21 protein-coding genes are annotated in these 25491 nt (G+C 72.0%); 11 read left to right on the top strand and 10 right to left on the bottom strand.

Translation table 11 applies throughout. The features are described 5' to 3' along the window. Positions 1-182: 182 nt before the first annotated feature. The 3 genes from ACH5AC_RS24425 to ACH5AC_RS24435 all read right to left on the bottom strand — a co-directional run bounded on the left by ACH5AC_RS24425 (position 183) and on the right by ACH5AC_RS24435 (position 3834). Entirely contained in the window at positions 183-935 is a 753-nt protein-coding gene (locus tag ACH5AC_RS24425; protein ID WP_398864178.1) for a D-Ala-D-Ala carboxypeptidase family metallohydrolase, read from the bottom strand. A 324-nt stretch (positions 936-1259) separates the two neighbouring features. Continuing rightward, positions 1260-1715 (bottom strand): peptidoglycan-binding protein, encoded by a 456-nt coding sequence (locus tag ACH5AC_RS24430; protein WP_398864179.1) that lies wholly within the window; start codon positions 1713-1715, stop codon positions 1260-1262. 193 nt (positions 1716-1908) lie between these two features. Then, positions 1909-3834 carry an AfsR/SARP family transcriptional regulator gene (locus tag ACH5AC_RS24435; RefSeq protein ID WP_398864180.1) on the bottom strand — a complete coding sequence of 642 codons (1926 nt, stop codon included), beginning with the start codon at positions 3832-3834 and terminating at the stop codon, positions 1909-1911. A 161-nt stretch (positions 3835-3995) separates the two neighbouring features. On the opposite strand from ACH5AC_RS24435, the gene ACH5AC_RS24440 reads away from it, so the two are divergent. Further along, on the top strand, positions 3996-5000 hold the full coding sequence (locus tag ACH5AC_RS24440; RefSeq protein WP_398864182.1) for a helix-turn-helix transcriptional regulator: 1005 nt from the start codon (positions 3996-3998) through the stop codon (positions 4998-5000). Between the two features lie 46 nt (positions 5001-5046). On the opposite strand, the gene ACH5AC_RS24445 is transcribed toward ACH5AC_RS24440, so the two are convergent. Further along, entirely contained in the window at positions 5047-5259 is a 213-nt protein-coding gene (locus ACH5AC_RS24445; RefSeq protein ID WP_398864183.1) for a hypothetical protein, read from the bottom strand. A gap of 128 nt (positions 5260-5387) precedes the next feature. Beyond that, positions 5388-5552, bottom strand: coding sequence for a hypothetical protein (locus ACH5AC_RS24450; RefSeq protein ID WP_398864184.1), 165 nt, complete (start codon positions 5550-5552; stop codon positions 5388-5390). A 258-nt stretch (positions 5553-5810) separates the two neighbouring features. Here ACH5AC_RS24450 and ACH5AC_RS24455 point away from each other — a divergent pair, with 258 nt between their 5' ends. Further along, complete coding sequence (locus ACH5AC_RS24455) at positions 5811-7397, top strand: peptidoglycan-binding protein (protein ID WP_398864186.1); 1587 nt, start codon at positions 5811-5813, stop codon at positions 7395-7397. Between the two features lie 308 nt (positions 7398-7705). Here ACH5AC_RS24455 and ACH5AC_RS24460 read toward each other — a convergent pair whose 3' ends face one another. Continuing rightward, the gene (locus ACH5AC_RS24460) at positions 7706-9277 is read right to left on the bottom strand and encodes a helix-turn-helix domain-containing protein (RefSeq protein WP_398864187.1); all 1572 of its coding nucleotides are present in this window, start codon (positions 9275-9277) and stop codon (positions 7706-7708) included. Between the two features lie 244 nt (positions 9278-9521). After that, positions 9522-10826, bottom strand: coding sequence for a M6 family metalloprotease domain-containing protein (locus tag ACH5AC_RS24465; RefSeq protein ID WP_398864188.1), 1305 nt, complete (start codon positions 10824-10826; stop codon positions 9522-9524). A 316-nt stretch (positions 10827-11142) separates the two neighbouring features. Here ACH5AC_RS24465 and ACH5AC_RS24470 point away from each other — a divergent pair, with 316 nt between their 5' ends. Continuing rightward, complete coding sequence (locus tag ACH5AC_RS24470) at positions 11143-11796, top strand: TetR/AcrR family transcriptional regulator (RefSeq protein ID WP_398864190.1); 654 nt, start codon at positions 11143-11145, stop codon at positions 11794-11796. A 137-nt stretch (positions 11797-11933) separates the two neighbouring features. Further along, positions 11934-13475 (top strand): MFS transporter, encoded by a 1542-nt coding sequence (locus tag ACH5AC_RS24475; protein ID WP_398864191.1) that lies wholly within the window; start codon positions 11934-11936, stop codon positions 13473-13475. A gap of 120 nt (positions 13476-13595) precedes the next feature. Here ACH5AC_RS24475 and ACH5AC_RS24480 read toward each other — a convergent pair whose 3' ends face one another. Continuing rightward, positions 13596-14111, bottom strand: a complete 516-nt coding sequence (locus tag ACH5AC_RS24480; RefSeq protein WP_398864194.1) for a MarR family winged helix-turn-helix transcriptional regulator — start codon at positions 14109-14111, stop codon at positions 13596-13598. A 132-nt stretch (positions 14112-14243) separates the two neighbouring features. Here ACH5AC_RS24480 and ACH5AC_RS24485 point away from each other — a divergent pair, with 132 nt between their 5' ends. After that, the gene (locus ACH5AC_RS24485; RefSeq protein WP_398864196.1) at positions 14244-15035 is read left to right on the top strand and encodes a dioxygenase; all 792 of its coding nucleotides are present in this window, start codon (positions 14244-14246) and stop codon (positions 15033-15035) included. 34 nt (positions 15036-15069) lie between these two features. On the opposite strand, the gene ACH5AC_RS24490 is transcribed toward ACH5AC_RS24485, so the two are convergent. Beyond that, positions 15070-15588, bottom strand: coding sequence for a GNAT family N-acetyltransferase (locus tag ACH5AC_RS24490; protein WP_398864198.1), 519 nt, complete (start codon positions 15586-15588; stop codon positions 15070-15072). A 251-nt stretch (positions 15589-15839) separates the two neighbouring features. Here ACH5AC_RS24490 and ACH5AC_RS24495 point away from each other — a divergent pair, with 251 nt between their 5' ends. Together ACH5AC_RS24495 and ACH5AC_RS24500 are read left to right on the top strand one after the other, a co-directional pair. Then, positions 15840-16838: an RNA polymerase sigma factor RpoD/SigA gene (locus ACH5AC_RS24495; RefSeq protein ID WP_398864200.1), complete on the top strand. Its 999-nt coding sequence runs from the start codon at positions 15840-15842 to the stop codon at positions 16836-16838. Between the two features lie 579 nt (positions 16839-17417). Further along, positions 17418-18083 carry a TetR family transcriptional regulator gene (locus ACH5AC_RS24500; protein ID WP_398864231.1) on the top strand — a complete coding sequence of 222 codons (666 nt, stop codon included), beginning with the start codon at positions 17418-17420 and terminating at the stop codon, positions 18081-18083. A gap of 166 nt (positions 18084-18249) precedes the next feature. Here the strand turns inward: ACH5AC_RS24500 and ACH5AC_RS24505 are convergent, their stop codons facing one another. After that, positions 18250-19218, bottom strand: a complete 969-nt coding sequence (locus ACH5AC_RS24505; RefSeq protein ID WP_398864201.1) for a helix-turn-helix transcriptional regulator — start codon at positions 19216-19218, stop codon at positions 18250-18252. Between the two features lie 62 nt (positions 19219-19280). On the opposite strand from ACH5AC_RS24505, the gene ACH5AC_RS24510 reads away from it, so the two are divergent. From ACH5AC_RS24510 to ACH5AC_RS24525, 4 genes are all read left to right on the top strand, one after another. Further along, entirely contained in the window at positions 19281-20975 is a 1695-nt protein-coding gene (locus ACH5AC_RS24510) for an MFS transporter (protein ID WP_398864202.1), read from the top strand. Positions 20976-21237: 262 nt separating this feature from the next. After that, positions 21238-21999 carry a DeoR/GlpR family DNA-binding transcription regulator gene (locus ACH5AC_RS24515; protein ID WP_398864204.1) on the top strand — a complete coding sequence of 254 codons (762 nt, stop codon included), beginning with the start codon at positions 21238-21240 and terminating at the stop codon, positions 21997-21999. Next, the gene (gene pfkB / locus ACH5AC_RS24520; RefSeq protein ID WP_398864205.1) at positions 21996-22943 is read left to right on the top strand and encodes a 1-phosphofructokinase; all 948 of its coding nucleotides are present in this window, start codon (positions 21996-21998) and stop codon (positions 22941-22943) included. Before ACH5AC_RS24515 ends, pfkB begins: the two co-directional genes overlap by 4 nt. A gap of 241 nt (positions 22944-23184) precedes the next feature. Beyond that, positions 23185-25335: a fructose-specific PTS transporter subunit EIIC gene (locus ACH5AC_RS24525; protein ID WP_398864206.1), complete on the top strand. Its 2151-nt coding sequence runs from the start codon at positions 23185-23187 to the stop codon at positions 25333-25335. The last annotated feature ends 156 nt before the right edge of the window (positions 25336-25491 follow it).

Raw genomic sequence — 25491 nt, forward strand, 5'->3', positions numbered from 1 at the left:
GGTGCGCGCCGCGGCCGTTCGGCCGTGCACCTCCGGGCGGCTCTGGCACTCGTTTTCTCCGCGTTGCGGCCCCGTGGGCCCGGGGGGGGGGGTGCAGGGCCGTGGCCCGGCGCCCGAACGGGCGCCGGGCCACGGCGTGACACGGGGGTTCGGACGTGACCCGCCGGCCGGGAGCCCGGGGCTCAGAAGCCCGAGCAGTTCGGGGCGTGCCACTCACGCGTGCTGGTGTTGCCGACGTGGGTGTGGTCGTTGTGACCGGGGTAGCCCTGGCTCAGGATCTCCCTGAAGCCGGCCTTCTTGGAGCCGATGGCGTACGAGCAGCGCGTGGCGACGGTGCTGGCCCACATGTCGGCGGCGTCCCCGTACATGTGGCGGCTGTACGGGGAGCCGCCCACCGCGGTGTTGCACGACTCGGAGCGGAAGCCGCTGGTGATGGTGATGGGGTTGTCGCCCAGCTTGTGACGCAGGGCCTCCAGCTTCCACATGGTCCGCAGCGCGTTGGTCTTCGCGGTGGAGGCGGAGACCTTGCCGCCCGACCAGTCGGAGTTGCACTTGTTCAGCTCGGCGTAGCTGAAGTGGATCGGGGTGCAGTCGGAGCTCTGCAGCGCGTAGATCTTGTCGCGGGTGGCGCTGTTCACCACGCCGGTCCCGTTGAGCCCGTACGCCACCTGGAACTTCCTGACCGCTTCCTTGGTGCGGGAGCCGTAGACGCCGTCGATGGACAGCACCTCGCCGGAGTCCACGAAGCCGGCGACCCGCACCTGGACGCGCTTCACGGAAGTGCTCTCGTCGCCCACGTCGAGCGGCAGTCCGGTGATCGGGGAGCCGCAGTCGGACGCGGCCTGTGCGGTGCCGGCGGTGGCGGTCAGCCCGGCGGCGACGCCGGTCGCGACCATGGCGAACGAGAGCAGGACCTTCGTTGCTTTGCTGAGCATGTCGTCTCCTGGGAAACGGAGTTGGGAGCGCATACGGCACACGCTGTTGCGGTGCCGGGCAGAACGATGGCAGCGGCCGGCCTCCGCGGGGGCGCCCCGCCGTGGCAGCTTCGGACCGCGGGCGGCAGTTTGCTGCCAGTCCGGTGCCGGCGCGGCTCGCCGAGCGCGACAGCCGCCCACGCAGAACGCTCGGCCGGGAAACCTCGGCCGAGCGTTGTGCGTGAACTGCTCGCGGTCTGATCGACAAGACCGACAAGACCACGTGGTGCGACGATTCCTGGAACCCGCCCGCCGCCGACGGGGCCTCGGCGTGCCGGCCGGAGGTCAGGAAACGCGGCAGGCGATCGGTTGGCCCGTCGCGGTGCTGGCCGCCCGCTTCTTGATCATCCCCGCCGTCTGCGGACCGTAGATGCCGTCCGGATCGGCGCCGATCGTGGTCTGCACGCTGCGGAGAGCTGCCCTGGTCCTGTCACCGAACCGACCGTCCTCCACCAGGTTCTTGCCATAGCACGTGTTGAGGAGCTGCTGCAGGCCCTTGACACCGCCACCGGTGTCTCCGTACATCAGGCTGCACGCGACGCCATCGGGGTGCAGCGAGTCGTAGGGCACGCGGAGCAGTATGTACGTCCCCTTGTCCACGCTGATCGTGGTGTTGCACACCGGGTACGCGCGGGCGGCCGAGGCGGTCGGGGCCAGCACGGTGCCGACTCCGGTCAGCCCCAGAACGAGGGCGCCCAGGGTGACGGCGAGCGTCCGGGTCTTCTCCAGGTTCAAGGACATGGTTCTCCGATCAGAGGAAATGCGGGCAGGGCGGCGCCCACGTCCACGTCCACATACGCTCCGGCGGGGCCGCCGCTCACGCACCGACCCTTCCATCGCACCTCTGCGTCCGGGGCCCCGGCGACTGGCAGCATGTGACCTCCGGTGACCCGAAGCTGCCACCGCGGGCAGGCCCCGGAAGGTGTCGTCCGTGTCAGGCTGCTGACACGGATCGGCACGGTGAGGACGGGGCGACAGCCTTCCCGGGGCACTCGGCGCACCGGTCCGGGACCTGCCTGCCGTCCCCTGCGCGCAGTTCCGTCTCGGCGCGTTCCGCCGCGTACGCCCGGACGATGTCAGGCAGGACGAACCGGCCGTCCCCGTCGCGCCGCACCAGGTGGACGGCCTCCAAGGTACGCAGGAGCCCGCGGGTGACGGAGGGGGAGTGACCCGCCGCCGTCGCGGCGGCCGACAGGCCGGTACCCCGGCCCGGCGCCAGGGCGAGCAGGCACAACAGCCGTACGGCGGGCGGGGTGAGGGAGCGGCAGGTGGTGTCGAGGACGGTACGCAGGGAGGTGCTCGCGTCGCCCGTGTCCAGCACGTCCAGTCGGCCCCTGACTCCGCACAGTTCGGCGGCGAGCAGCCGGAGGGGCGGACCAGGGCTGCCCCCGGCCCGGGAGGCGGCGACCGTGAGGGCGAGGGGCAGCCGTCCGCAGTCACGGACGATGCGGGCCACCGCATCGGGTTCGGCGGCCACTCGTCGTGCGCCGAGCCGGGCGGCCAGCAGCCGGTACGCCTCCTCGTCGGTGAGGGGGCCCAGTTCGACCGGCCGGGCTCCTTCGGCCGCCCGCAGCCCGTCGAGCCGGTCGCGGCTGGTGACGACGACCGCGCACGACGGCGTCCCGGGCAGCAGGGGACGGACCTGCCCGGGGTCACGGGCGTCGTCGAGGACGATCAGCATGCGTCTGCCGGCGACGAGACTGCGGTAGAGGCCGACCTGGGCCTCCGGTTTCGCGGGAATCGCGCCCGGGCCGACGCCCAGCGCGGCCAGGAAGCCGCGCACCACCTGGTACGGGTCGAGCGGCTCCCCCTCCGGATCGAAACCGCGCAGGTCCACATGCAGTTGTCCGTCCGGGAACGCGGCGATGTTGTCGTGCGACCAGCGCAGCGCCAACGAGGTCTTTCCGGATCCACCGAGACCGCAGACCACGGCCAGGCGTGGGGTGCCCACCGGGCGGCCGACCGCCTCGTCCAGGGCCGCGAGGGCGTCGTCCCGGCCCGTCAGATAAGCGGGGGCGGGCGGCAGTTGGCCGGGGGTGACGGTGACCGGATGCCGTCCGTCGTCCCGTGCTCCCGGCGTCGGAAGGGCGCCGGGCGGCCTGTCGGGGGCCGGGTCGGCGTTCAGGATGCCGAGGTGGACCGCTCTCAGCATCGGGCCGGGGGCCGTTCCCATCTCGCGGGACAGCCTTCGCCGCACGGCCTCGTACCGTTCGAGGGCCTGCGTCGACCGTCCCTCCTGGTGCAGTGCCCGCATCAGCTGCGCGGTGACCCGCTCGTCGAGCCGGTCCTCCTTCGCCAGGGCCAGGAGACCGGGCAGGATCTCCGCCTGCCGCCCCAGACGCAGCATCAGGTCGTTGCGGTGCAGCTCCGTCCTGCGCCGCTCCTGGTGGAGGGTGACCCGCAACTCGTTGAGCCAGGGGCTGTCCAGGGCGGCGAAGGCGTCACCGTGCCACAGCGAGAGTGCCTCGTCCAGCAGCCGGACCGCCGGCTCCCCGCCACCGTCCGGGCGGCGCCGGGCACATTCCACCAGGCGGCGGAAGCGGTGGAGGTCGACGGCTGCCTCCGTCTCGGTGTCGAGACGCAGCAGGTACCCGCCCGGCCTGCGCTCGATCGCGGCCCGGTCCCCGGCGGGAGCGAGAGCGCGGCGCAGTCGTGAAAGGTAGCTGTACAGCGCCTGCCGGGCTCCGGCGGGCGCCGACGCGCCCCACACCCGGTAGGTGAGCCGGTCGACGGGCACCACGTGGCCGGCGTCGACCAGGAGCGCGAGGAGGACGCACTGGCGCCGTGCGTGGCCGAGGTCGGCCGCCCGACCGTCGAGGAGAACCCGCACGTCACCAAGTACCGAGATCTCCACGGCCATCCGAGTCCCCCGTGCCATGGCGGAGCGCGCCGCCCATTCCTCCTGGCTCGGACAGATCTTGCTCAATATTCAACGTCTGTGCAAGAAACGGGCAAGAAACCTGAGGCAACGTACGGACCTGAAGAACCCCGCCCGGGGTGACCGGATTGAAGAGGGCGGCGATGGCAGCACACCCGATGCAACCACTCGGTCTGACCACCGTCGAGGAGGACGTCTATCGCCATCTGCTCCGCAACCCCGGCACCGAACTCTCCAGCATCTACCTGCTGTTGAGACGCGAGCGGGAGGACGTCGTGAACGCGGTGAACCGGTTGCGGGAGCGCCGGATGATCCGCATGGAGGGTCTGCTCGCCTGGCCCCTCGACCCAGAGCAGGTGGTGCCCCGGCTGGCCGAGCGCCGGCTGGAGTCGCTCTACCAGGACATCCGGGCCCTGACCCACCTGAAGCCGATCCTCGACTCGCTCGGCGGGGAACGCTCCCGGCCCGCACCGGACGAGAATCCGGAGGGCGCACCGGCGGTGGAGCGCGTCACCGACCTGTCCCGCATCCGGGCCCTCATCGACGAGCTGGCCTTCTTCGCCCGTACCGAAGTACTCGGCGCGGAGCCGTACACGGCACTGACGCCGGAGAACATCCAGCACTCACGTCCGCTGGACCTGCGCTGCCTGCGCCGCGGGGTGAGCCTGCGCAACCTGGTCCGCAAGGAGGCCCTGGACGACCCGGCGACCGTCGCCTATCTGTGGGAACTCACCACGGCGGGCGCCCGGATACGCGTCCTGGACGACCTGAGCGAGCTGATCCTCGTCTACGACGGGCACACCGCCCTGGTGCCGCTCGACCCGCGGGACAGCTCGAAGGGCGCGCTGTGCACGCGCGAGGCCGCTCTGGTCACCAACTTCGTGGAGCGCTTCGAGCGGCTGTGGGAGTCGGCACGGGACTTCACGGAATGCACGTCGGACGCAGCGAAGACCGAGCCGGAACTGCCCGAAGTGCAGCGCCGGGTCCTGGAGTCGATGTGCACCGCCGCCAAGGACGAGACCCGGGCCCGTGACGTGGGCGTCTCCCTGCGGACCTACCGGCGCCACGTAGCGGACCTGATGAACGAGCTGGGCGCGGAGAACCGCGCGCACGCCGCACTCCTGGCCCGGGAACGCGGCTGGTTGTGACAGGCCGCGTTCCCGGAACCGTCCCGGCAGGTGCCGGTCGCGGGAGTCACTTGGAACAGTCGTGGATGATCTCCTGCCAGCCGTTCACCCAACAGGTCGGCAGGTCGGGGTTGGCAGGCTCGGGATCGAATCCCTGGGCCGTGGTCACGCCCGTGGCCGTCTGAACGGCACCCACGGTCGTGAGCAGCGCTGCTGCCACCGTCGCTCCGAAGGCGGTCGCGATCTTCACGGCTCTGGTGCCGGACGTGCGCCTGGTCATCGTCGTCTCCTTGTGTCATCGATGCCGATGGGCATCGTGCCCCCGTGGCACGAAACCACCTTGGCATCACCGGTCCGCCGGCGGGGGCGCGCTGCGCGGCAGCATGCTGCGAGCGCCGAGGCGGCCCGTCACGGACAGGCAGGATGCTGCAACCGGCCCGGACCGGGCGTGTCGCAGCCGTGGCCCCACGGGCTCCGGCACGTCCCGCATCGTTCGGCCACCTGGTTCAGCAGGGCGATGCCGGCCTCGTTGTCGTGCGCGCCGGCGGCCAGGACCGCCACGCCGATGATCACCGGACGACTGCTTCCCCGCGGTGACCAGCGGCTCGATGAACACCTTCTGGCATGTTCCTGCAGACACCTGGCATGTTCCTGCGGCCACCTGACCTGGGCGCGTCCATAGGATCGATGTGCCAAGGTGCTTGGTTCCAGGGCGAGTTGGGATCGCGCCACTGCCGTGACCACACCTCCATTCGGCCTTACGGCGAGGGCTGAACCTCCCCCTGCCTCGCGCACGAGCGACCGCTGTCCCACCACTCTCAGGAGCCCGCCATGTCCCTGCGCACGAGAACAACCCGTCGACGCCTCACCACGGCGACCCTGGTCGCGGCGGCCCTCTGCGGACTCACCCTCACCTCGGTGCCCGCCGCCGCGATCCCCTCCCCCGCACCGCACGCCACCGCCGACCGGGCCCGACAGGGCCCCGTCGGCCGCGCCTTCGCCGAGGCCGCCGCCCGCCACGACGTGCCGCGCGACCTGCTCATCGCCCTCGGCTGGAGCGAGACCCACCTCGACGGCCACGACGGCGCCCCGAGCCAGGCGCACGGCTTCGGCGTCATGCACCTCACCGACAACCCCCGTAACCGCACCCTCAGCGAGGCCGCCGCGCTCACCGGCCACTCGCTCGCCCGGTTGCGTACCGACACCGCCGCCAACATCGACGGCGCCGCCGCCGTCCTGCGCTCCTACGCCGACGACCTCGGGCTGAACGCCGCCGAGCGCCGCGACCCGGGCGCCTGGTACGCGGCCGTCGCCCGCTACAGCGGCGCCGGCCAGCAGGCCGCCGCCCTGTACGCGGACAGCGTCTACGGCTTCCTCGCGGACGGTCTGCTCGCCCGGCCGGGCGGCCCCCGCGGCACGGAGGAGGTCGTCGTCGTCGGACAGCCCGTCAGCCCCGACAAGGGCGCGTACGCCCAGGCCGAGCTCTCCGTCCAGAGCACCGACTACGGGCCGGCCCGCTGGGTGCCCGCCTCGTCGACCAACTACACGTCCGGGCGCTCGGCCTCGATCAACAAGGTCGTCGTCCACGTCACCCAGGGCTCGTACGCCGGCGCGATCAGCTGGTTCCAGAACCCGTCCTCGAACGTCAGCGCGCACTACGTGATCCGCTCCTCGGACGGCGAGGTCACCCAGATGGTCCGCAACCGCGACACCGCCTGGCACGCCCGCTCCGCCAACTCGTCCTCCCTCGGCATCGAGCACGAGGGCTGGGTGGACAACCCGAGCTGGTTCACCGACACGATGTACCGCTCCTCGGCCGCCCTGACCAAGCACCTGTGCGACACCTACGGCATCCCCAAGGACCGGGCGCACATCGTCGGCCACAACGACCTCCCCGACAACGACCACACCGACCCCGGTCCGCACTGGAACTGGACCTACTACATGCAGCTCGTCGGCGGCACCTCGGGCAGCGTGGACGGCATCAGCTTCAGCTCCTACCCCACGCTGATCAGCGGCGCGACCGGTGCCCACGTCAAGGCGCTGCAGACGCTGCTGAAGGCGCAGTCCTTCGACCCGGGCTCCGTGGACGGGCAGTTCGGGCCGGCGACGCTGAGCGCGGTGCAGGCATTCCAGACGTCACGGAAGCTGAACCCCGACGGCGAGGTGGGCCCGAAGACCTGGACCGCGCTGCTCTCCGCCGGTGACCGGCCGATCCTCAGCCGGGGCAGCACGGGCGAGGCCGTCAAGCGACTCCAGCGCGCCCTGACGGCCGCACTCGGCAAGACCGTCACCATCGACGGCGTCTTCGGCTCGGGCACCGAGTCCGCGGTCACCTCCTACCAGAAGACCCGTGGCCTGGAGGTGGACGGCAAAGTCGGCGCCGCCACGTGGACCGCGCTGCAGGCGGGCCGCTGACACCTCGCCCCCGCGTGCGTCACGAAGTCCGTCCACGCGGCGGGCGTGAAGCCGAGCTCGGGACCGCCGGCCCCAGATCGCCGTTGATCATGGAACAGCTCCCAGGGCGTCTTCCGACGCCGGGCCGTTCGGTGAGGGTGACGCGCCGTCGGCCGCACGGGTGCCGAGGGGAACCGCGGCGAAGGCGGTGAGGGCGGTGAGGGCGCCGAGGCACTGGACGAGGGTGAGCGTGCCGTACTTGAGGGCGGCGACGTGGAGGGCCGCGCCCGTGACGTCGGCGGCGTGGGACGCCGGCGGGATCGAGTCCGTCAGAGCAGCGGTACGCGGGTGAAGCGGCCGGCCGTGCGCAGGTCGGACTCGATGGCGTGGGCGGTGGCGGTCAGCTCGGGTAGCAGGTCGCGCAGGCATGCGTCGGGGGTGCGCCGGGCCGCGTGGGCCGCGGTGTTGAGGGCGGCGACCACCCGGCCCGTACGGTCGCGGACGGGCACCGCGAGGGCGCGGAGGCCCTCCTCCGGGTCCTCGTCGACGAGTGGCTCCGCCGTGAGGCCGAGCAGGATCCGCCCTGCCGATGTGGCCCTGGCCGGGTGCCGGCTGCCGACGGGGAAGTCCACGCGCATGACGTGCCGCGCGGTCGCCCGTGCCGTGTACTGGATCTCGTCCCCGGTCTCCGTCAGCACCGCCAGCGACGTCGACTCCCCGATCCGCTCCGTGAGCGCCGCCAGGTGCGGGTGCGCGATGCGGGGGAGCGTCGTACGGGACAGGGGCGGGAAGCCCAGGCCCAGCACCCGGGGGGTCAGCGCGAACCGTCCCTCCGGTGTCGCGGCCACCAGCCCCAGGTACTCGTGGGTGATCAGCGCACGCCGTGCCGTGGCCCGCGCCAGCCCCGTCGCCTTCGCCACCTCCGCGAGGGTCAGCGCGGCCCGGTCCTCGCCGAAGGCGGTCAGCACGGTCAGGCCGCGCGCCAGCGACTCGACGAACTCCCGGCCCAGCTCCTGCTTGGACGCCCCGGTCCACAGGGCCAGCCCCGCCGGTGCGGGGCCCGGCCGTGCGGGCGCCGTCGCGTGCAGGTCGTCCTCCATGGCCGTCACCGCATCCCGCAGCCGGGGCAGCAGCGCGCCGCGCAGCTCGTCGGCCGGGTGCCGGCTGGTGTGGCTCACCACACTCGCCACGCACGCGATCCGCCCTCCCGCGCCCGGCTCCCGCACCGGCACCGACACCGCCACCAGCCCCGGCTCGATCAACTGGTCGTCCACCGCGTACCCGTCCAGCGCCGCCCGCCTGGTTCGTCGTACGAACTCCTCGTCGGCTGTGGGTCGTTCACGCGGCGGTACGGTCGGAAAGCCCGCGTCCCGCGGGTCCGCGGCCCGGCGGGCGCGCCAGTGGGACCAGTCGGCGTCGGTCCACTCGGTGGCGAAGAGCGGGCCGGGCGCGGTGCGTTCGGCGGGCAGCAGGTCGCCGATGCGGAAGCTGAGGGACATCGCGCGGCGGCGGGTCGCCTGGTGGATGAAGCGGATGCCGTCCCGGTCGGCGACCGCCAGCGACACCGACTCGTCGAGCTCGTCGGCGAGCGCGTCGGCCCGTGAGGAGAGGAGGGCGGGCAGGCGCAGGGCGGCGAGGTACGCGTTGCCGAGCTCCATCACACGGGGGGTGAGGGTCGCGTCGCGGCCGTCGAGACGGACGTACCCCATGCGCGCCAGGGTCGCGGTGATCCGGTCGACCGTGGCGCGGGCCAGGCCGGTGGCCCGTTCCAGTCCGCTGAGGCTCTCCGTGCCGCCCACCACCGTGAGCGCCCGAAGTACCGCGACCCCGCGCATCAGCGGTGCGACCGCCTCGGCGGGTACGGCACCGGGCTCGTCCTGCGGGCTGGTCTGCTCGGGCATCTGTTCTCCGGTACGGCGGCTGCGGCAGCCCTACGGTAGTCGTGCACGACCCGCCACCTGTCCGTCACCCGTGGCCGCGACGTGCCCGGTCACCTGTGGCCGGGTCGTGGCCGGTCGGCCGTGGCGGTGGGGTGCCGGTCGTCCGCCTCTGCGATCTGTCGGTCGGCCGTGGCCGTTGCGCGCCCGTCTCCCGCCCAACCACCTGCCGGTCTCCCGCCCCGCCACCTGCCGGTCCCCCGCCCCGCTACCCCCGCGTCACCCGCACCCGGTACGTGCCGTTCAGGTCCGCCGCCACCACCGTGATCCGGATGCCCCGCCCGGCGTCCTCGAAGGTCTCCCCGGGTGCGAAGGGAGCGTCCGACAGTTCGGCGTGGACGTTCGGCATGCGGGTGCAGCCCCCGCTGTCCTCGCGGGAGTCGTGCACCGTCACCGGGCCCATCCCCGTGTCGATCGTGGCGTCCACCCGGTAGACGAGGACCCCGGGCCGGCACACCGCCTCGTCGTTGCCTTCGGGTGTGCGCAGTTCCATCGCGTATCCGGAGCGCCCGCTCACCGGCACGAACACCAGTTTAGGGCCACCCCGCCGGGCCAGCGGGGTCAGCGAGTACTCCCTCGTGCCGGGGCCGACCGCGCAGGCGACCTGGTCGGCGTCCAGCCAGCCCAGCTTCCACTTGTGCCAGCCGAGCAGGTCGTTGTTGGCCCCCCAGTCCTCGCTCATGATGTCCCAGTGGCCGACCGCGCCCCCACCCTCCTGGGTGTAGAGGTCGGGCAGGCCGAAGACATGGCCGTTCTCGTGCGGCAGGACGCGGTACCCGGTGCGTTCGTAGGAGCCGGAGCCGTCGTCCTGGCGGGAGTAGACGAAGGACGTGTTCGCCAGCGGCACACCGTCGGCCGTGGGCGCCTCGGTGTTGCCGGCGAACGTCACCGACAGCACCGTGTCCAGGGCGGAGGGGCCCGCGTTCGGGGTGACCAGGACGTTCAGCAGGTCGTAGCGGCGGAAGTCCACCTTCGAGTCGGCCGTGGCCACGATGTCCTCGACCAGTTCCCGGTAGCCGGGGTCGAAGGGCGCGCCGCGCTCTATGCCGTACGCGGGGAACGGCTTCGGCATGCGCAGCCAGTGTGGGAGAGGCGTCTCGGGGACGTAGTCGAGGCGGCCGTACGACGCCGTGTGGAACCACTGCCGGGTCTGCGGGAAGAACTCGCGGAAGCGGCTCATCGCCCGGCCCCGGCCCGGCGCGTCCGGGAAGTCGATCATCAGGGTGAGGGCGCGCACCCGGCCGGTGGAGCGGGAGTAGCCCCCGGACGTCGGGATGCCCTCGGACATCTGCACGGTCGTGTCGCCGCTGATCATGCAGGGGGCGAGGGCGGAGAAGTGGGCCGGTGACGCCGGACCCTGGCCGAGCACGGTGGGGCCGGTGGCCGTGAGGCGCCCGGCGCCCGCCGCGGTACCCAGCGCGAGGGTCAGCGCGGTCACGGAGGCGAGTGCGGCCACACGGCGGGGGCGGGAGCGGGGGCGTATCCGACGGCTGGCAGGCGGCTGCGGCTGCATGCGGGGGCCTTTCGGTATGCAGGGCCTCTCGGTATGCGGGGCCTCTCGGTATGCGGGGCCTTTCGGTCCGGGCAGCCCAGGTCACCGGCTGCACCCTTGTGGTCACCCTCTGCCCGTGACATGCGAGGGCGCTCGCTGGAGCGGCCGATCGTGGGTTACTCGGGAGTAATGGATGGGTGACTCAGGTCACACCGAAAAAGTCTCGGAGACGGGAAATAACCGGGGACCCCTTCCCCGTTTAGCCATGTGTCCGAGCGAAACGGGGACAGCTTCCCCGGATCGCAGCTCGCAGCTCAGTCATCATCGGGAGACCGTCGTGCAGACCCTGACGAACCCGGCGCCCGCGCCGCGCAAGGCACCCCGGCCGCGCGCCGACGCCCTGCGCAACCGGGAACGGATCGTCACCGCCGCCCGCGAGCTCTTCGTCGAACACGGCCCCGACGTGCCGCTCGACGACATCGCCCGCCGGGCCGGCGTCGGCAACGCCACGGTCTACCGCAACTTCCCCGACCGCGACGCGCTGGTGCGTGAGGTCGTCTGCTCGGTCATGGACCGCACCTCGCGGGCCGCCGAGGACGCCCTCACCGAGACCGGGGACGCCTTCGGGGCGCTGGAGCGCTTCGTGCACACCGCCGCCGACGAACGCATCAGCGCGCTGTGCCCGATGATCTCCAGCACCTTCGACCAGGCCCACCCCGACCTGGAGGCCGCCCGGGACCGCGCCGAGCGGCTCATCGCACGGGTCATGGACCGCGCCAAGGCCGCCGGTCAGCTCCGTGCGGACGTCGGGGTCTTCGACGTGGTGCTCGCGGTGGCCCAGCTCAGCCGGCCCCCGGTCGGCACCCAGTGTGTCAACGCCGACCGCTTCGTCCACCGCCATCTGCAGCTGTTCCTGGACGGACTGCGGGCCCCGGCCCGCTCCGAACTGCCCGGGACGGCCATGACCGTGGAGGATCTGCGCCGGCCCTGACCGAATAGTTCCGCGAGTGATCAGTCCTGCGAGCGATTAGTTCCGCGCTCTTCGACCGTCTGTTTGTCCGGCGCCCCGCGCGTCCCTTTTTCCGTCATCAAGTCATGAAGTCCCGAAGTCCCGGAGTGGGTACCACCATGTCTCAAACAGCCTCAACGGCTCCCGGCGCGCTCGACAAGGCGCCCGACGCCAACCGCTGGAAAGCGCTCGTCTTCATCGCGCTCGCCCAGCTGATGGTCGTCCTCGACGCCACCATCGTGAACATCGCGCTGCCCTCCGCCCAGCAGGACCTGGGGATATCGGAGGGCAACAAGCAGTGGGTCGTCACCGCCTACGCCCTCGCCTTCGGCGGTCTGCTGCTGTTCGGCGGCCGGATCGCCGACCTGTGGGGCCGCAAGCGCGCCTTCGTCGTCGGCCTGGCCGGCTTCGCCGCCGCCTCCGCGCTGGGCGGCGCGGCCACCAACGAGGCCATGATGTTCGGCGCCCGTGCGCTGCAGGGTGTGTTCGGCGCGCTGCTCGCACCCGCCGCGCTCTCGCTGCTCGCGGTGATGTTCACCGACGGCAAGGAGCGCGCCAAGGCGTTCGGCATCTACGGCGCGATCGCCGGTGGCGGCGGCGCCGTCGGTCTGATCCTCGGCGGCTTCCTCACCGAGTACCTGGACTGGCGCTGGACGTTCTTCGTGAACATCCCGTTCGCCGTGGTCGCCGCGGCCGGCGCCTACTTCGTCATCCGTGAGCCGGAGGGCGGCCGCAACCGCTCCCCGCTCGACATCCCCGGCGTCGTCCTGTCCACCCTCGGCCTGGTGGCGCTGGTCTACGGCTTCACCCGCGCCGAGTCCGACGGCTGGAGCGACTCCCTGACCGTCGGCATGTTCATCGCCTCCGCCGTCCTGCTGATCGCCTTCCTCCTCGTCGAGGCCAAGGTCAAGGCCCCGCTGCTGCCGCTGCGCGTGGTCACCGAGCGCAACCGGGGCGGGATCTACCTCTCCCTCGGCCTCGCGATCATCGGCATGTTCGGCCTGTTCCTCTTCCTGACCTACTACCTGCAGATCGTGAAGGGCTACTCGCCGGTCAAGACCGGCTTCGCCTTCCTGCCGATGATCGTCGGCATGATTGTGGGCTCCACGCAGATCGGCACCCGCCTGATGACCCGGGTCGCGCCCCGTCTGCTGATGGGCCCCGGCTTCCTGGTCGCCGCCCTCGGCATGCTGATGCTGACCCAGCTGGAGGTCGACTCCTCGTACCTGGCCCTGCTGCTGCCGGCACAGCTGCTGCTCGGCCTCGGCATGGGCACGGCGTTCATGCCCGCCATGTCCCTGGCCACCTACGGCGTCGAGCCGCGGGACGCCGGTGTCGCCTCCGCGATGGTCAACACCTCGCAGCAGGTGGGCGGCGCCATCGGTACGGCCCTGCTGAACACGATCGCCGCGTCCGCGACGACCGCGTACATCACGGACCACATCGCCTCCGCCGGCTCCCGGACGCAGCAGCAGCTGGTCCAGCTGGAGGGCATGGTGCACGGCTACACCAGCGCGATCTGGTTCGCCGTCGGCATCCTGGTCGTGGCCGCCGCGATCGCCATGACCTTCGTCAACGCCGGCCGCCCCGGCACCGGCGTGGTCACCGGCTCCGGCGAGGGCGCCGAGGACGAGGTGCTGGTGCCGGTCGTCGCCCACTGAGGCGCCGACCGCCGTACCCCGTCGTACCGCTGTCGTACCCCTTCGGAAATGACCCGCGTACGTCCGAGGGAGGGGACGCCCTCGACGTACGCCCCCGGGACCTGCCCTGGCTCCGCCGACTCAGCGGAGCCAGGGCAGGTCCGCGCCCGCTTCCTTGGGCTGCAGGCCCTCGGCGACGATCTGCATGATCTCGCCGAGGGCCTTCTGCTGCTCCGGCGTCAGCCGGTCGAACATCGCCTGGCGTACGGCGGCCACATGGCCCGGCGCGGTACGGCGCAGCACCTCCATGCCGGGGTCCGTCAGCACCGCGAACTGGCCGCGCTTGTCGTCGGGGCAGTCCTCGCGGCGTACCCAGCCGCTCTTCTCCAGACGGGCGACGGCGTGCGACAGACGGGAGCGGGTGATCTTCGACTTCATGGCCAGCTCGGTCATGCGCAGCCGGCGGCCCGGGGCCTCGGCGAGGCCGACGAGCAGGCCGTAGTAGATGTGCGGCATGCCCGCGTCCCGCTGGAGCTGTCGGTCGAGGTGGTCCTCGAGGAGGGTCGTGGCGTGCAGATAGGCGCGCCAGACCTGCTGCTCCTCGGCGGTGAGCCACTGCGGCTCGTCGTCGTGCGCGGAAGAGGGTGCCGTGTTCATATGTCCCACTGTAAGGGCACCATCCTTGAAACTTAAACAAACAGGGCGTAGGGTATGGATCCGTTAATGCTTTAGATTTAAAGCAGTGGTTCGCTCGCCTCCAAGGGTGAACCGCTGGAGGGAGTCACCGCCATGTCCGCCGCCGCCCCGGAGCGCATGCCCGCCCTGTACCTCAGCCACGGCGCGCCGCCGCTCGCCGACGACCCGATCTGGCCAGGCGAACTCGCCGCCTGGTCGGCCGGCCTGCCCCGCCCCAAGGCGATCCTCATGATCTCCGCCCACTGGGAGGAGGCCCCGCTCGCCCTGGGCGCGGTCGAGACCGTCCCCCTCGTCTACGACTTCTGGGGCTTCCCCGAGCACTACTACCGGGTCCAGTACGCGGCCCCGGGCGCCCCCGCGCTCGCCGAGTCCGTACGCAAGCTGCTGCGCGCCCCCGGCACCCCCGTCCAGGACATCCCCGACCGCGGCCTCGACCACGGCGCGTACGTGCCGCTGGCCGAGATGTTCCCGGCCGCCGACATCCCCGTACTCCAGGTGTCCATGCCGACCCTCGACCCCGTGAGGCTCATGGACATCGGCCGGCGCCTCGCCCCCCTGCGCGACGAGGGTGTGCTGATCGTCGGCTCCGGCTTCTTCACCCACAACCTGGCCGCACTGCGCCACACCGGGCCCGGCGTGCCCAGCTGGTCGTCCGAGTTCGACGACTGGGGTCGGCGCGCGCTGGAGGCACGGGACTGGGACGCCCTGCTCGACTTCCTGAACAAGGCCCCGGCCGGCCGCTACGCCCACCCGCGCACCGAACACTTCGCGCCGCTCTTCGTGACCATGGGCGCGGCGGAGGCCGACGGTGAGCAGGGCGCGCAGAGGTCGGTGATCGACGGGTTCTGGATGGGAATGGCGAAGCGGTCCGTGCAGTTCGGATGACCAGGAGGTCGCCGGCCGGCAGGTCCGCTCGTCCTCACAGGTCCTTCTCGTACCAGGCCACGTCCCAGTAGCGCCCGAACTTGCGGCCCACCTCGCGGAACGTGCCGACATACCGGAAGCCGAAGCGCTCGTGAAGGCGCGCGGACGCCTCGTTGGGCTGGACGATCCCGGCGTAGGCGCGGTGCAGGTCCTCGCCGGCCAGGGACTCGAAGAGGGCCTTGTAGAGGAGTGTGCCGAGGCCGCGGCCGCCCGCGTCCGGGGCGACGTAGATCGTCGTCTCGACGGAGGTCGAGTAGGCGGGCTTCCCGCGGAACGGGCCGGACGTGGCGTAACCCAGAATCTCCTGTGAATCGGTGTCCGTGGCAACCATCAGCCGGTGCGGCCCGTCTTCAGGGTGGGAGAGCAGCCAAGGGCGGCGCTCTTCCGGAGTGAAAACGGCGGTATCGAATGTGAGGGGCGTCTCACGTACGTAGTGGTTGTAGATGTCCGTGAGGGCTGCGAGGTCCCCCTCGACTCCCGGCCTGACCTGCACCTCTGTACGTTCCGACGACACCGGGCCTCCTCATGTGGCCGCACAGGGTACTGCATGATCAGAAAAATAGGGGAACGGGTTGGGAATTCTGTCCTGATTCCAGTCGTTGTTTCCATCGGATGCCGGGCACCCGAGGAGAGTCGGAGAGCCCCCAGGGGAGTCGCCCAGGGGCCCCGCCGCCACGGAAGACCGGCGTCCAGGACCACCCGCTGACCCTCCCCCACTCTCGGCCTCGCTCGAGCGGGGGGACCTCCATTCGCAAGGGAGCACGCATGGCAACCCGTGCCGTCGCCCGTCGTCAGTCCGCCACCGGCGAGACGGCCGACGCGGCAAGCAGTGTTCGCGCCCATGGCGGCGAGATCGCCGACCGCGATCTGGTCGGCATGTACCTCGACGAGATCGCGCGCACACCGCTGCTCGACGCAGCCAAGGAGGTCGAGCTGTCGCAGATCATCGAGGCGGGTGTGTTCGCGCGGCAGGTCCTCGACGGGTACGAGGAGTCGCAGGCCGACGCCTCGAAGGAGGAGCTCGAGGCCCTGGTCGCCGAGGGGGAGCGCGCCAAGGACGTCTTCATCCGCTCCAACCTGCGCCTGGTCGTCGCCGTGGCCCGCCGCTACCCCCGCAGCGGCCTGCCCCTGCTCGACCTGATCCAGGAGGGCAACGCCGGCCTGGTGCGCGCGGTCGAGAAGTTCGACTACCGCAAGGGCTTCAAGTTCTCGACCTACGCCACCTGGTGGATCCGGCAGGCCATCACCCGCTCGATCGCCGACCAGTCCCGCACCATCCGCCTCCCCGTCCACCTGGTGGAGGAGCTGGGCCGGATCCGGCGCGTGCAGCGCGAGTTCAACCGGGAGCACGGCCGCGAACCGGAGCCCGCCGAGATCGCCGGCGAGCTCGGCTCCACCCCGGAGCGCGTCACCGACGTCCTGGACTGGGCCCGCGACCCGGTCTCGCTGAACATGTCGGTCGACGACGAGGGCGAGACCCAGTTCGGCGACCTGCTGGAGGACACCAGCGCCGTGTCGCCCGAGCAGTCCGTCCTCACCCTGCTGCGCAGCGAGGAACTGGACGGCCTGATCGACCGCCTCGACCCGCGCACCGCGTCCATCATCAAGATGCGGTACGGCATCGAGGACGGCCGGGAGCGCACGCTCACCGAGGTCGGCAAGGAGCACGGCCTCACCCGCGAACGCATCCGCCAGATCGAGAAGCACGCGCTGCTGGAGCTGAAGAAGCTGGCCCGCGACACCGGCTTCGAGGCGGCGGCCTGACCGACACGCGCACGCGCGGGCGCTTGCCCTTGGCGTACGCCGGGTGGCGAAAGCCCGCGCAAACATGGCCATCTAGCGTCGCTTAAGCCAGGCGACCCGGGGAACAACCCTTCAGGGCACGGGAGTTCGACACAGGTCGGACCTCGTAGCCCAGGGGAACGACCTCGCGGCCGACAACTCGATGTCACACCGTGACGTCACGCCTCGACGTCACACGTTGACGTCACACGTTGACGTCACACCTTGAAGTCATATTTCGAAGCCACCTGAACCAAGTCCCGACGCAATCCCCCCCCGGCGCCGGGACTCTCCCAGAGCCGGGCTTCGGCGCCTGTCCCCCCGGGTGCCGGAGCCCGGCTCCTTTGCGTCGGGGCGGGGTCTGGTTTGCGCTGGGTCGGGTCCGGGCTCGCGCAGGCATGGAAGGGCGGGCCACCCCGTACCTGAACTCCGGGGTGGCCCGCCCGGATGGCAGATTCTGCCACAAGGGCATAGCCTGCCGATGTGACAAGCTCCACCCCTCCATCGCGCAACCTCACCGCCCCCTCCACCCTCACGGAGCGGCGCAAGGCGGAGACCCGGATGGAGATCGCACGAGCGGCGGCGGGCCTCTTCATGAGCCGCGGCCTGCGGGCCACCCGCGCCGAGGACATCGCCCAGGCCGCCGGAATCGCCCCGCGCACCTTCTACCGCTACTTCGCGACGAAGGAGGAGGCGGTGGCCCCGCTCTACGCGGCGGGTGCCCAGCGCTGGGCCGAGGCGGTTCGCTACGCGCCGGGGGACCTGTCCGTCCCGCAGGCCCTGGAGCACGCCGTACGACACACCCTCACCCCCGGCCTGGGCGTCTCGGCGTCCTCCTGGGAGCGGCTGCGGACCCTGATCCGGCTGGCCCTGACCGATCCGGCCCTGCGCAAGGTGTGGGCGGAGGTTTGCCGGGGGTCGGAGGAGACGCTGGGGGAGATTCTCGCCGGGCGGGTGCGGTCGAGCAGGGCGGGGGATGGGGGAGACAACGTTGCCGGGGGTTCGGAATCCCTGGAGTTCGCCCCGGGCTCCGGGGATTCCGAATCCCCGGAGTTGGCCCCGGGCACCCCGCGTTTCACGGCCGCGGTGGCCAGCGCCGCCGTACGGGTCGCCGTGGAGGTCTGGGCCGAGGGGGACGCCCCGCCTGCGGGACCGGGCGGGCCGGCGGAACTGGCGTTGCGTCATCTGGCGGCGTTGCGGGGGTTCGAGTGGGGGAGCGGGGGTTGACGGGGGCCGGGCTGGGGTGATGAGGCCCGGGTTGGGGGGCGGACGGGGTCCGGGGTTGGGGGGCGGACGGGGTCCGGGCTGGGGGCGGACGGGGTCTGGGCTGGGGGCGGACAGGGGCTGGGCTGGGGGAGCTGCCGGGGTCCGGCCGGAGTGGCCCGGGTGGGGCTCACCCACCCGCCGCCCTGCTCAACCGCCCACCCAACTCCCGTACACATACCACCAGTTCCTCCGGCGCCCGTACGGTGAAGTCGTGGCCCGTCATGGCCAGCCGTACCGCCATCCAGGTGACCGGCTCGCTGGTCACGCCCCGCAGCCGGCACCGCCCCTCGGTCACCTCCTCGGGCCGGCCGAACAACCCGGGCAGGCGCTCCGCGACCGCGTCCGCGCTCGCCTCGAACTCGACGTCGAACTCGTAGTCGTAGCGCTCGGGCCCCCGGATCGACCGCCGCAGGTACTCCGCCTCGCCGCCCTCCGGCACCTCCCGAGGAGTGAACCGCGCCCCGGTCGCGAACGGTTCCCGCACCCGGTCGACGCGGAACGTCCGCCAGTCCTCCCGCCCGAGGTCGTACGCCACGAGGTACCACCGCCGCCCCGTGGACACCAGTCGGTACGGCTCGGTCAGCCGCCGCGACTCGGTCCCGTCCTTCGCCCGGTACGCGAACCGCAGCCGCTCCCGCCCCGCCACCGTCGACGCCATCACCGTCAGTGTCTCGGGAGCGACGCTCGCACCGTCGCCGCTGGTCAGCGCCGTGGTCGCGGCCTGCAGTGTGCTCACCCGGTGCCGTAGCCGGGTCGGCAGCACCTGCTCCAGCTTCGCCAGCGCCCGTACCGACGCCTCGTCCACGCCCTCGATCGCATGCCCGGCGCCCGCCCGCAGGCCCACCGCGATCGCCACCGCCTCCTCGTCGTCCAGCACCAGCGGCGGCATCGCCTTCCCCGCGACCAGCCGGTACCCGCCGTCCGCGCCGTGCGTCGCCTGCACGGGATAGCCCAGCTCGCGCAGCCGATCGATGTCCCGCCGCACCGTACGCCGCGACACCCCGAGCCGCTCGGCGATCTCACTGCCGGGCCACTCGCGGGGGGTCTGGAGGAGGGAGAGCAACTGAAGAAGCCGAGCCGGAGTGTCAGTCGTCATGCATCTGAGAATGCCGCAGCATTAGGTCAAGACCTGGCCTAATACGCCCCTAGCTTGAACTCATGACCTCCACCGAACCGACCCTTGAGGGGCGCGGGGCTGCTGCGACAGATGCGGCTCCGCCGCGCGAGCGCGACCAGCCACACCCGACCGGCGCCGAACCCGCCACAGAAACCCAGACGGAGCCCTCCCGCTCCCGCTGGATCGCGCTGGCCATCGTGATGACCGCGGCCTTCATGGACCTGGTCGACGTCACGATCGTCAACATCGCCATCCCCTCCATCCGCCAGCAATCGGGCGCCACCTGGAGCCAGATCCAGTGGATCACCGCGGGCTACGCCCTCGCCTTCGCCGCGGGCCTGATCACCGGCGGTCGGCTCGGTGACATCCACGGCCGCAAGCGGCTGTTCCTGATCGGCATCGGCGGCTTCACCGTCGCCTCCGCGCTGTGCGGCCTCGCCGCGAACCCGGAGATGCTCGTGGCCTCCCGGATCCTGCAGGGCGCGATGGCGTCGCTGATGGTCCCGCAGGTCCTGTCGATCGTGCACGCCACTTTCCCCGCGCACGAACGCGGCAAGGTCTTCGGCCTGTTCGGCGCGATCGTCGGCCTCGGCGCGGTCTCCGGGCCGCTGCTCGGCGCCCTGCTCACCGAGTGGAACCTGTTCGGGCTGGAGTGGCGGCCCATCTTCCTGATCAACCTGCCCGTCGGCATCGCCGGACTGTTCCTCGGCCGCCGCTTCATCACCGAGTCCAAGGCGCCCCGGGCGCTCAAGCTGGACCTCGTCGGCGTCGCCCTGGTCACCCTCGGCCTGCTGATGCTGCTCTACCCGCTCACCCGCGGCCATGAGCTGGGCTGGCCGCTGTGGGGGTACGTCTCGATGGCCGGCGCCCTCGGCGTGCTCGTCGCGCTGATCGCCTACGAGCGCCGCAAGGCCGTCCGCGACGGCTCGCCGCTGATCGAGCTGTCCCTGTTCCGGGTGAAGAGCTTCGCCGCCGGAATCGCCGTGCAGACTGTGTTCGGTATCGCCCTCGGCATCTTCTTCCTGGTCTGGACGCTCTACATGCAGACCGGCCTGGGCTGGAGCCCGCTGCGCGCCGGTCTGACCGGGGTGCCGTTCTCGATCGCCGTGTCGGTCGCGGCCGGGCTGTCGGTGCAGAAGCTCGTCCCGCGCTTCGGCCGCGGGGTGCTGCAGGCGGGCGCCCTGATCATGGCCGTCGGTGTGCTGCTCTACCTGTGGGAGTCCGACCGGTACGGCCTCGGCGTCACCTCCTGGCAGATGGCGCTGCCGCTGACCGTGATGGGTCTCGGCATGGGGCTGATCGTCGCCCCGCTGACCGACGCGGTGCTCTCCGACGTGCCGCGTGAGCACGCCGGTTCGGCGTCCGGGCTGATCAGCACCGTGCAGCAGATGGGCAACGCGCTCGGCCTCGGCCTGGTGTCGGTCGTCTTCTTCGGGCAGATCGCCGACCGGCTCACGCCCGAGCAGGTGGGGCCCGCCTTCATGAACGCCTTCGAGCACGCGCTGGTGTGGGTGGCCGTGGTGATGGGTGCGATCTTCCTGCTGATGTTCGCCCTGCCGAAGCGGCCGGCGCAGCACCTGGAGGGCGGTGCGGATGCCGTGGACTCCATGGCTGGTGTGGTTTCCGTGGATGCCGTGGATGCCGTGGGTGCGGTGGGTGCCGTGGACGCCGTGGACGGTGTGGACTCCCCGGAGGCGGCCCCCTCCGGGGAACGGGAGCGGGAGCTCATGCGCTGAGCCGGCGCTTCCTGTCGAGGGGCTCGGTGTCGGCTTAGGTTCCAGTGGTCGGCGCCGGGCCCTTTCGCCATGTCCGGGGAAGCCGCGGTGGAAGCGACGGTGGGGCCCTGTGGCCCTGCCCGCCTGGCCGGACGGCATCTCCGGGCAGGGCCGAAAGTCCGATCATGCCCGAATAAGGCCCGAACCTGTTTACTTTCCGGAAAACCGGGCGTAGCCTCCAAGCGAAACCACAAGTTCGGGCATGATTCGGAGGCGAACGGACATGTACGCACCGGAGCGGCAGCAGGAGATCCTGCGGCTCGCCCGTGACGGCGGTCGCGTGGACGTCGTCTCACTGGCCGAGGAGTTCCAGGTGACGGCGGAGACCATCCGCCGCGACCTGAAGGCCCTCGACCGCGCCGGCCTGGTCCGCCGGGTGCACGGTGGTGCCATACCGGTCGGACGCCTCGACTTCGAGCCGGACCTCGCCGAACGCGAGGGCACCTCCACCGACGAGAAGGACCGCATCGCCAAGGCGGCCCTCGCCGAACTCCCCGCCGAGGGCACGATGATCCTCGACGCCGGCACCACGGTCGCCCGCCTCGCCGCCGCCCTCCCCCTGGAAGCCGACCTCACCGTCGTCACGCACTCGCTGCCCATCGCCGCCCGCCTCGCGGACCACCCGGGCATGCAGCTCCATCTGATCGGGGGGCGCGTACGGCACCGCACGCGCGCCGCTGTGGACGCCTGGGCGCTGCGCGCATACGGCGAGATCCGCGCCGACGTCCTGTTCCTGGCCGCCAACGGCTTCTCCGCCGGGCACGGTCTGACCACCCCCGATCTCGCCGAGGCCGCGGTCAAGCGCGCGGCCATCGCCGCCGCCCGCCGTGTCGTCCTCCTCGCCGACTCCAGCAAGCACGGCCAGGAGCACTTCGCCCGCTTCGGCGACCTGAGCGACGTGGACCTGCTGATCACCGACAGCGGGCTGAGCCCCGACGACGCGGCCGCCATCGAGCGCGGCGGTACGGAAGTAGTACGCGCATGATCCTCACCGTCACCCCCAACCCGAGCCTCGACCGCACCTACGAGGTGCCCGCGCTGGAGCGCGGCGAGGTCATCCGCGCCACCGGCGAGCGCATGGACCCCGGCGGCAAGGGCGTGAACGTCTCGCGCGCCGTCGCGGCCGCCGGGCGGCGCACGGTCGCGGTCCTGCCCCTGGGGGGTGCGCCGGGGGCGCTCGTGGCGGATCTGCTCGACGCGCAGGGCATCGAGGTCGCGCCCGTGCCGGTCGCCGGCGCCACCCGCTCGAACATCGCGCTCGCGGAGTCCGACGGGGTGCTCACGAAGATCAACGCGCCGGGGCCCGAGCTGTCGGCCGCCGAGCAGGAGCTCCTTCTGGAGACGGTGCGTGAGCAGTCGCGGGACGCGGACTGGATCGCGTGCTGCGGGAGCCTGCCCCGGGGGCTTGCGCCGTCGTGGTACGCCGATGTGGTCGCGCGGGCGCACGCCGGGGGCGCGCGCATCGCGCTGGACACCTCGGGGCGCGCGCTGCTGGAGGCGCTGCGCGCGCGGCCCGACGTGGTGAAGCCGAACGCGGAGGAGCTCGCGGAGGCCGTCGGGCGCCCCCTGGCGACCGTGGGCGACGCCGTGAAGGCGGCCGAGGAGTTGCGCGGCATGGGCGCGCGCGCCGTGCTCGCCAGCCTGGGCGCCGACGGCCAGCTCCTGGTGGAGGACGCCGGTACCTGGTTCGCCACCGCGCGCGTCGACGTCGTTCGCAGCAATGTCGGAGCGGGTGACTCCTCGCTCGCCGGGTTCCTCATCGCGGGCGGCAGCGGCCCGGAGGCGCTCGCCTCGGCCGTCGCGCACGGCGCGGCCGCCGTTCAGCTGCCGGGCAGCGTGATGCCGACCCCGGCCGACCTCGACCCGACGGCGGTGACGGTCACCTCTGAGGTGCCGGTGGACCGTGAACTGAAGGAGCCGGTGTCATGAGCGCTCGTACGACACCCCGCGAACCGGCCGAGTCGGCTCAGCCGGCCGAACTGGCCCTGGAGCGGCGAGGCTTCCCGTTACTCGCCGCTTCCGACGGGCGGCATGGCTTCCCCGGCCGTACCGCCGCCCCGCGGAGGCGGGGTTTCCCCGGCCCCGCCTCCGCCCACTTTCCCCACAGCACCCCCGTCCCCTCCCCCGCCCACCCCACGACCCGGGCGATACGCGTGCGAAGGAGCCCGCGATGAGCGACATGATCACCGCGGACCTGGTCGATCTCGACCTGTCCGCCGACACCAAGGAAGCAGCGGCGCGGTCCCTCGCCGAACGCATGGTGGCCCAGGGCCGGGTGACCGACCTGGAGGGCTTCCTCGCCGACGTGGCCGCCCGCGAGGCCCAGATGCCGACCGGCCTCGACGGAGGCATCGGCATCCCGCACTGCCGCAGCACCCACGTCACCGAGCCGACCCTCGCCTTCGGCCGCAGCGCCGCCGGCATCGACTTCGGTGCCGCGGACGGCCCCGCCGACCTCATCTTCCTCATCGCCGCACCGGCCGGCGCCGACGATGCCCACCTCACGATCCTGTCGTCCCTCGCCCGACAGCTCATGAACGCCGACTTCACCTCCGCGCTGCGGTCGGTGACGGACGCGGCGGCAGCGGTGGCGCTGATCCGTGGTGAGGAGACGCCGGGGGAGTCCGCAGAGGGCGCGCGCGGCGCGCAGGACGGCGCTGAGGAGAGTGCGAGCGCCTCTCAGGGCGCCGTGAACGTCGCCAAGAACTCCGAAGACTCCGCTGTGGCGCCGGCGGCGGCCTCCGTCGGCGCCACAGCGGTCAGCACGGCGGCCGGCACGGCGGACGAGCCGGGCGCGCAGGCCGACGACGACCGGCCGTTCCGGATCGTCGCCGTCACCTCCTGCCCGACCGGCATCGCCCACACCTACATGGCGGCCGAGTCCCTGGAGAACGCCGGCCGCGAGGCGGGCGTCGAGGTCGTCGTCGAGACCCAGGGCTCGGCCGGCTTCACCCGGCTCGACCCCGCCGTCATCGCCGCGGCCGACGGCGTGATCTTCGCCCACGACGTCCCGGTCCGCGACAAGGACCGCTTCGCCGGCAAGCCCACCGTCGACGTCGGCGTGAAGGCGGGCATCAACCGCCCCGCCGAACTCATCGCCGACGTGCGGGACAAGGCCGCGCGCGGCGAGGTGAGCGCGGGGGCGCCCGCCCGCTCCGGCACGCCGGTCGAGCGCGCCGGCGACTCCGGCGAGGGCTACGGCACCAAGCTCCGCAAGTGGCTGATGTCCGGCGTGAGCTACATGGTCCCGTTCGTCGCCGCCGGCGGTCTGCTCATCGCCCTCGGCTTCGCGATCGGCGGCTGGGAGATCAACAAGGCGCCGTCCGTCATGGACCACTTCGTGTGGACCGAGGTGGACAGCTGGGGGGCGCTGCTCTTCCAGATCGGCGCAGCCGCCTTCGGGTTCCTGGTCCCGGTCCTGGCCGGCTACATCGCCTACGGTATGGCCGACCGACCCGGCCTCGTCCCCGGCTTCGTCGGCGGCGCCATCTCCCTCACCATCAACGCCGGCTTCCTCGGCGGTCTCGTGGCCGGTCTGATCGCCGGTGGCGTGGTGATGGCGATCCAGAAGGTGAACATCCCACCGGCCCTGCGCGGCATCATGCCGGTGGTCGTGATCCCGCTGCTCTCCTCGGCGGTCGTCGGATTCCTGATGTTCGTCGTCATCGGCAAGCCCATCGCCGAGGCCCAGCAGGGCATGACGAACTGGCTGAACGACCTCACCGGCACCAACGCCATCCTCCTCGGTGCCCTGCTCGGCCTGATGATGTGCTTCGACCTCGGCGGCCCGGTCAACAAGGTCGCGTACACCTTCGCCACCGCCGGCATCGCCGTCGCCGACCCCAGCGACTCCGCGATGAAGATCATGGCCGCGGTCATGGCGGCCGGCATGGTCCCGCCGCTGGCGATGGCCCTGGCCACCACCGTCCGCAGCAAGCTCTTCACTCAGACCGAGCGCGAGAACGGCAAGGCCGCCTGGGTCCTCGGCGCCTCCTTCATCTCCGAGGGCGCGATCCCGTTCGCCGCGGCCGACCCGCTGCGCGTGATCCCCACCTCCATGGTGGGCGGCGCGGTCACCGGCTCCCTGGCGATGGCCTTCGACACCACCCTGCGCGCCCCGCACGGCGGCGTCTTCGTGGTCCCGCTGATCGGCAACCCGCTGCTCTACCTGGTCGCCATCGCCGCGGGCGTCTGCGTCACCACGGCCCTCGTCGTCCTCCTGAAGGGCATGCGCAAGCCGGCACCCGGCACCGCGTCCCCCGAGCCTGCGGACACCACCGCGGCCGCCACCGCGGAGAAGAAGCAGCCCGTGGCCGCGTAAGCGCACGACCGCGCACCGCGCTCACCGGCCGGGCGCCCCCCCCCCCCCCCCGGGGGGGGGGGGGGGGCGCCCGCCCGGCCCGGGGGGGGGGGGGGGGGGCCGGGGGGGGGGTTAAAAACCGGCAGGGGGCTAAAAGCCCCCACACAAACAAAATGT

The sequence above is a fragment of the Streptomyces sp. NPDC018693 genome, assembly GCF_044391385.1.
GTDB lineage: Bacteria > Actinomycetota > Actinomycetes > Streptomycetales > Streptomycetaceae > Streptomyces.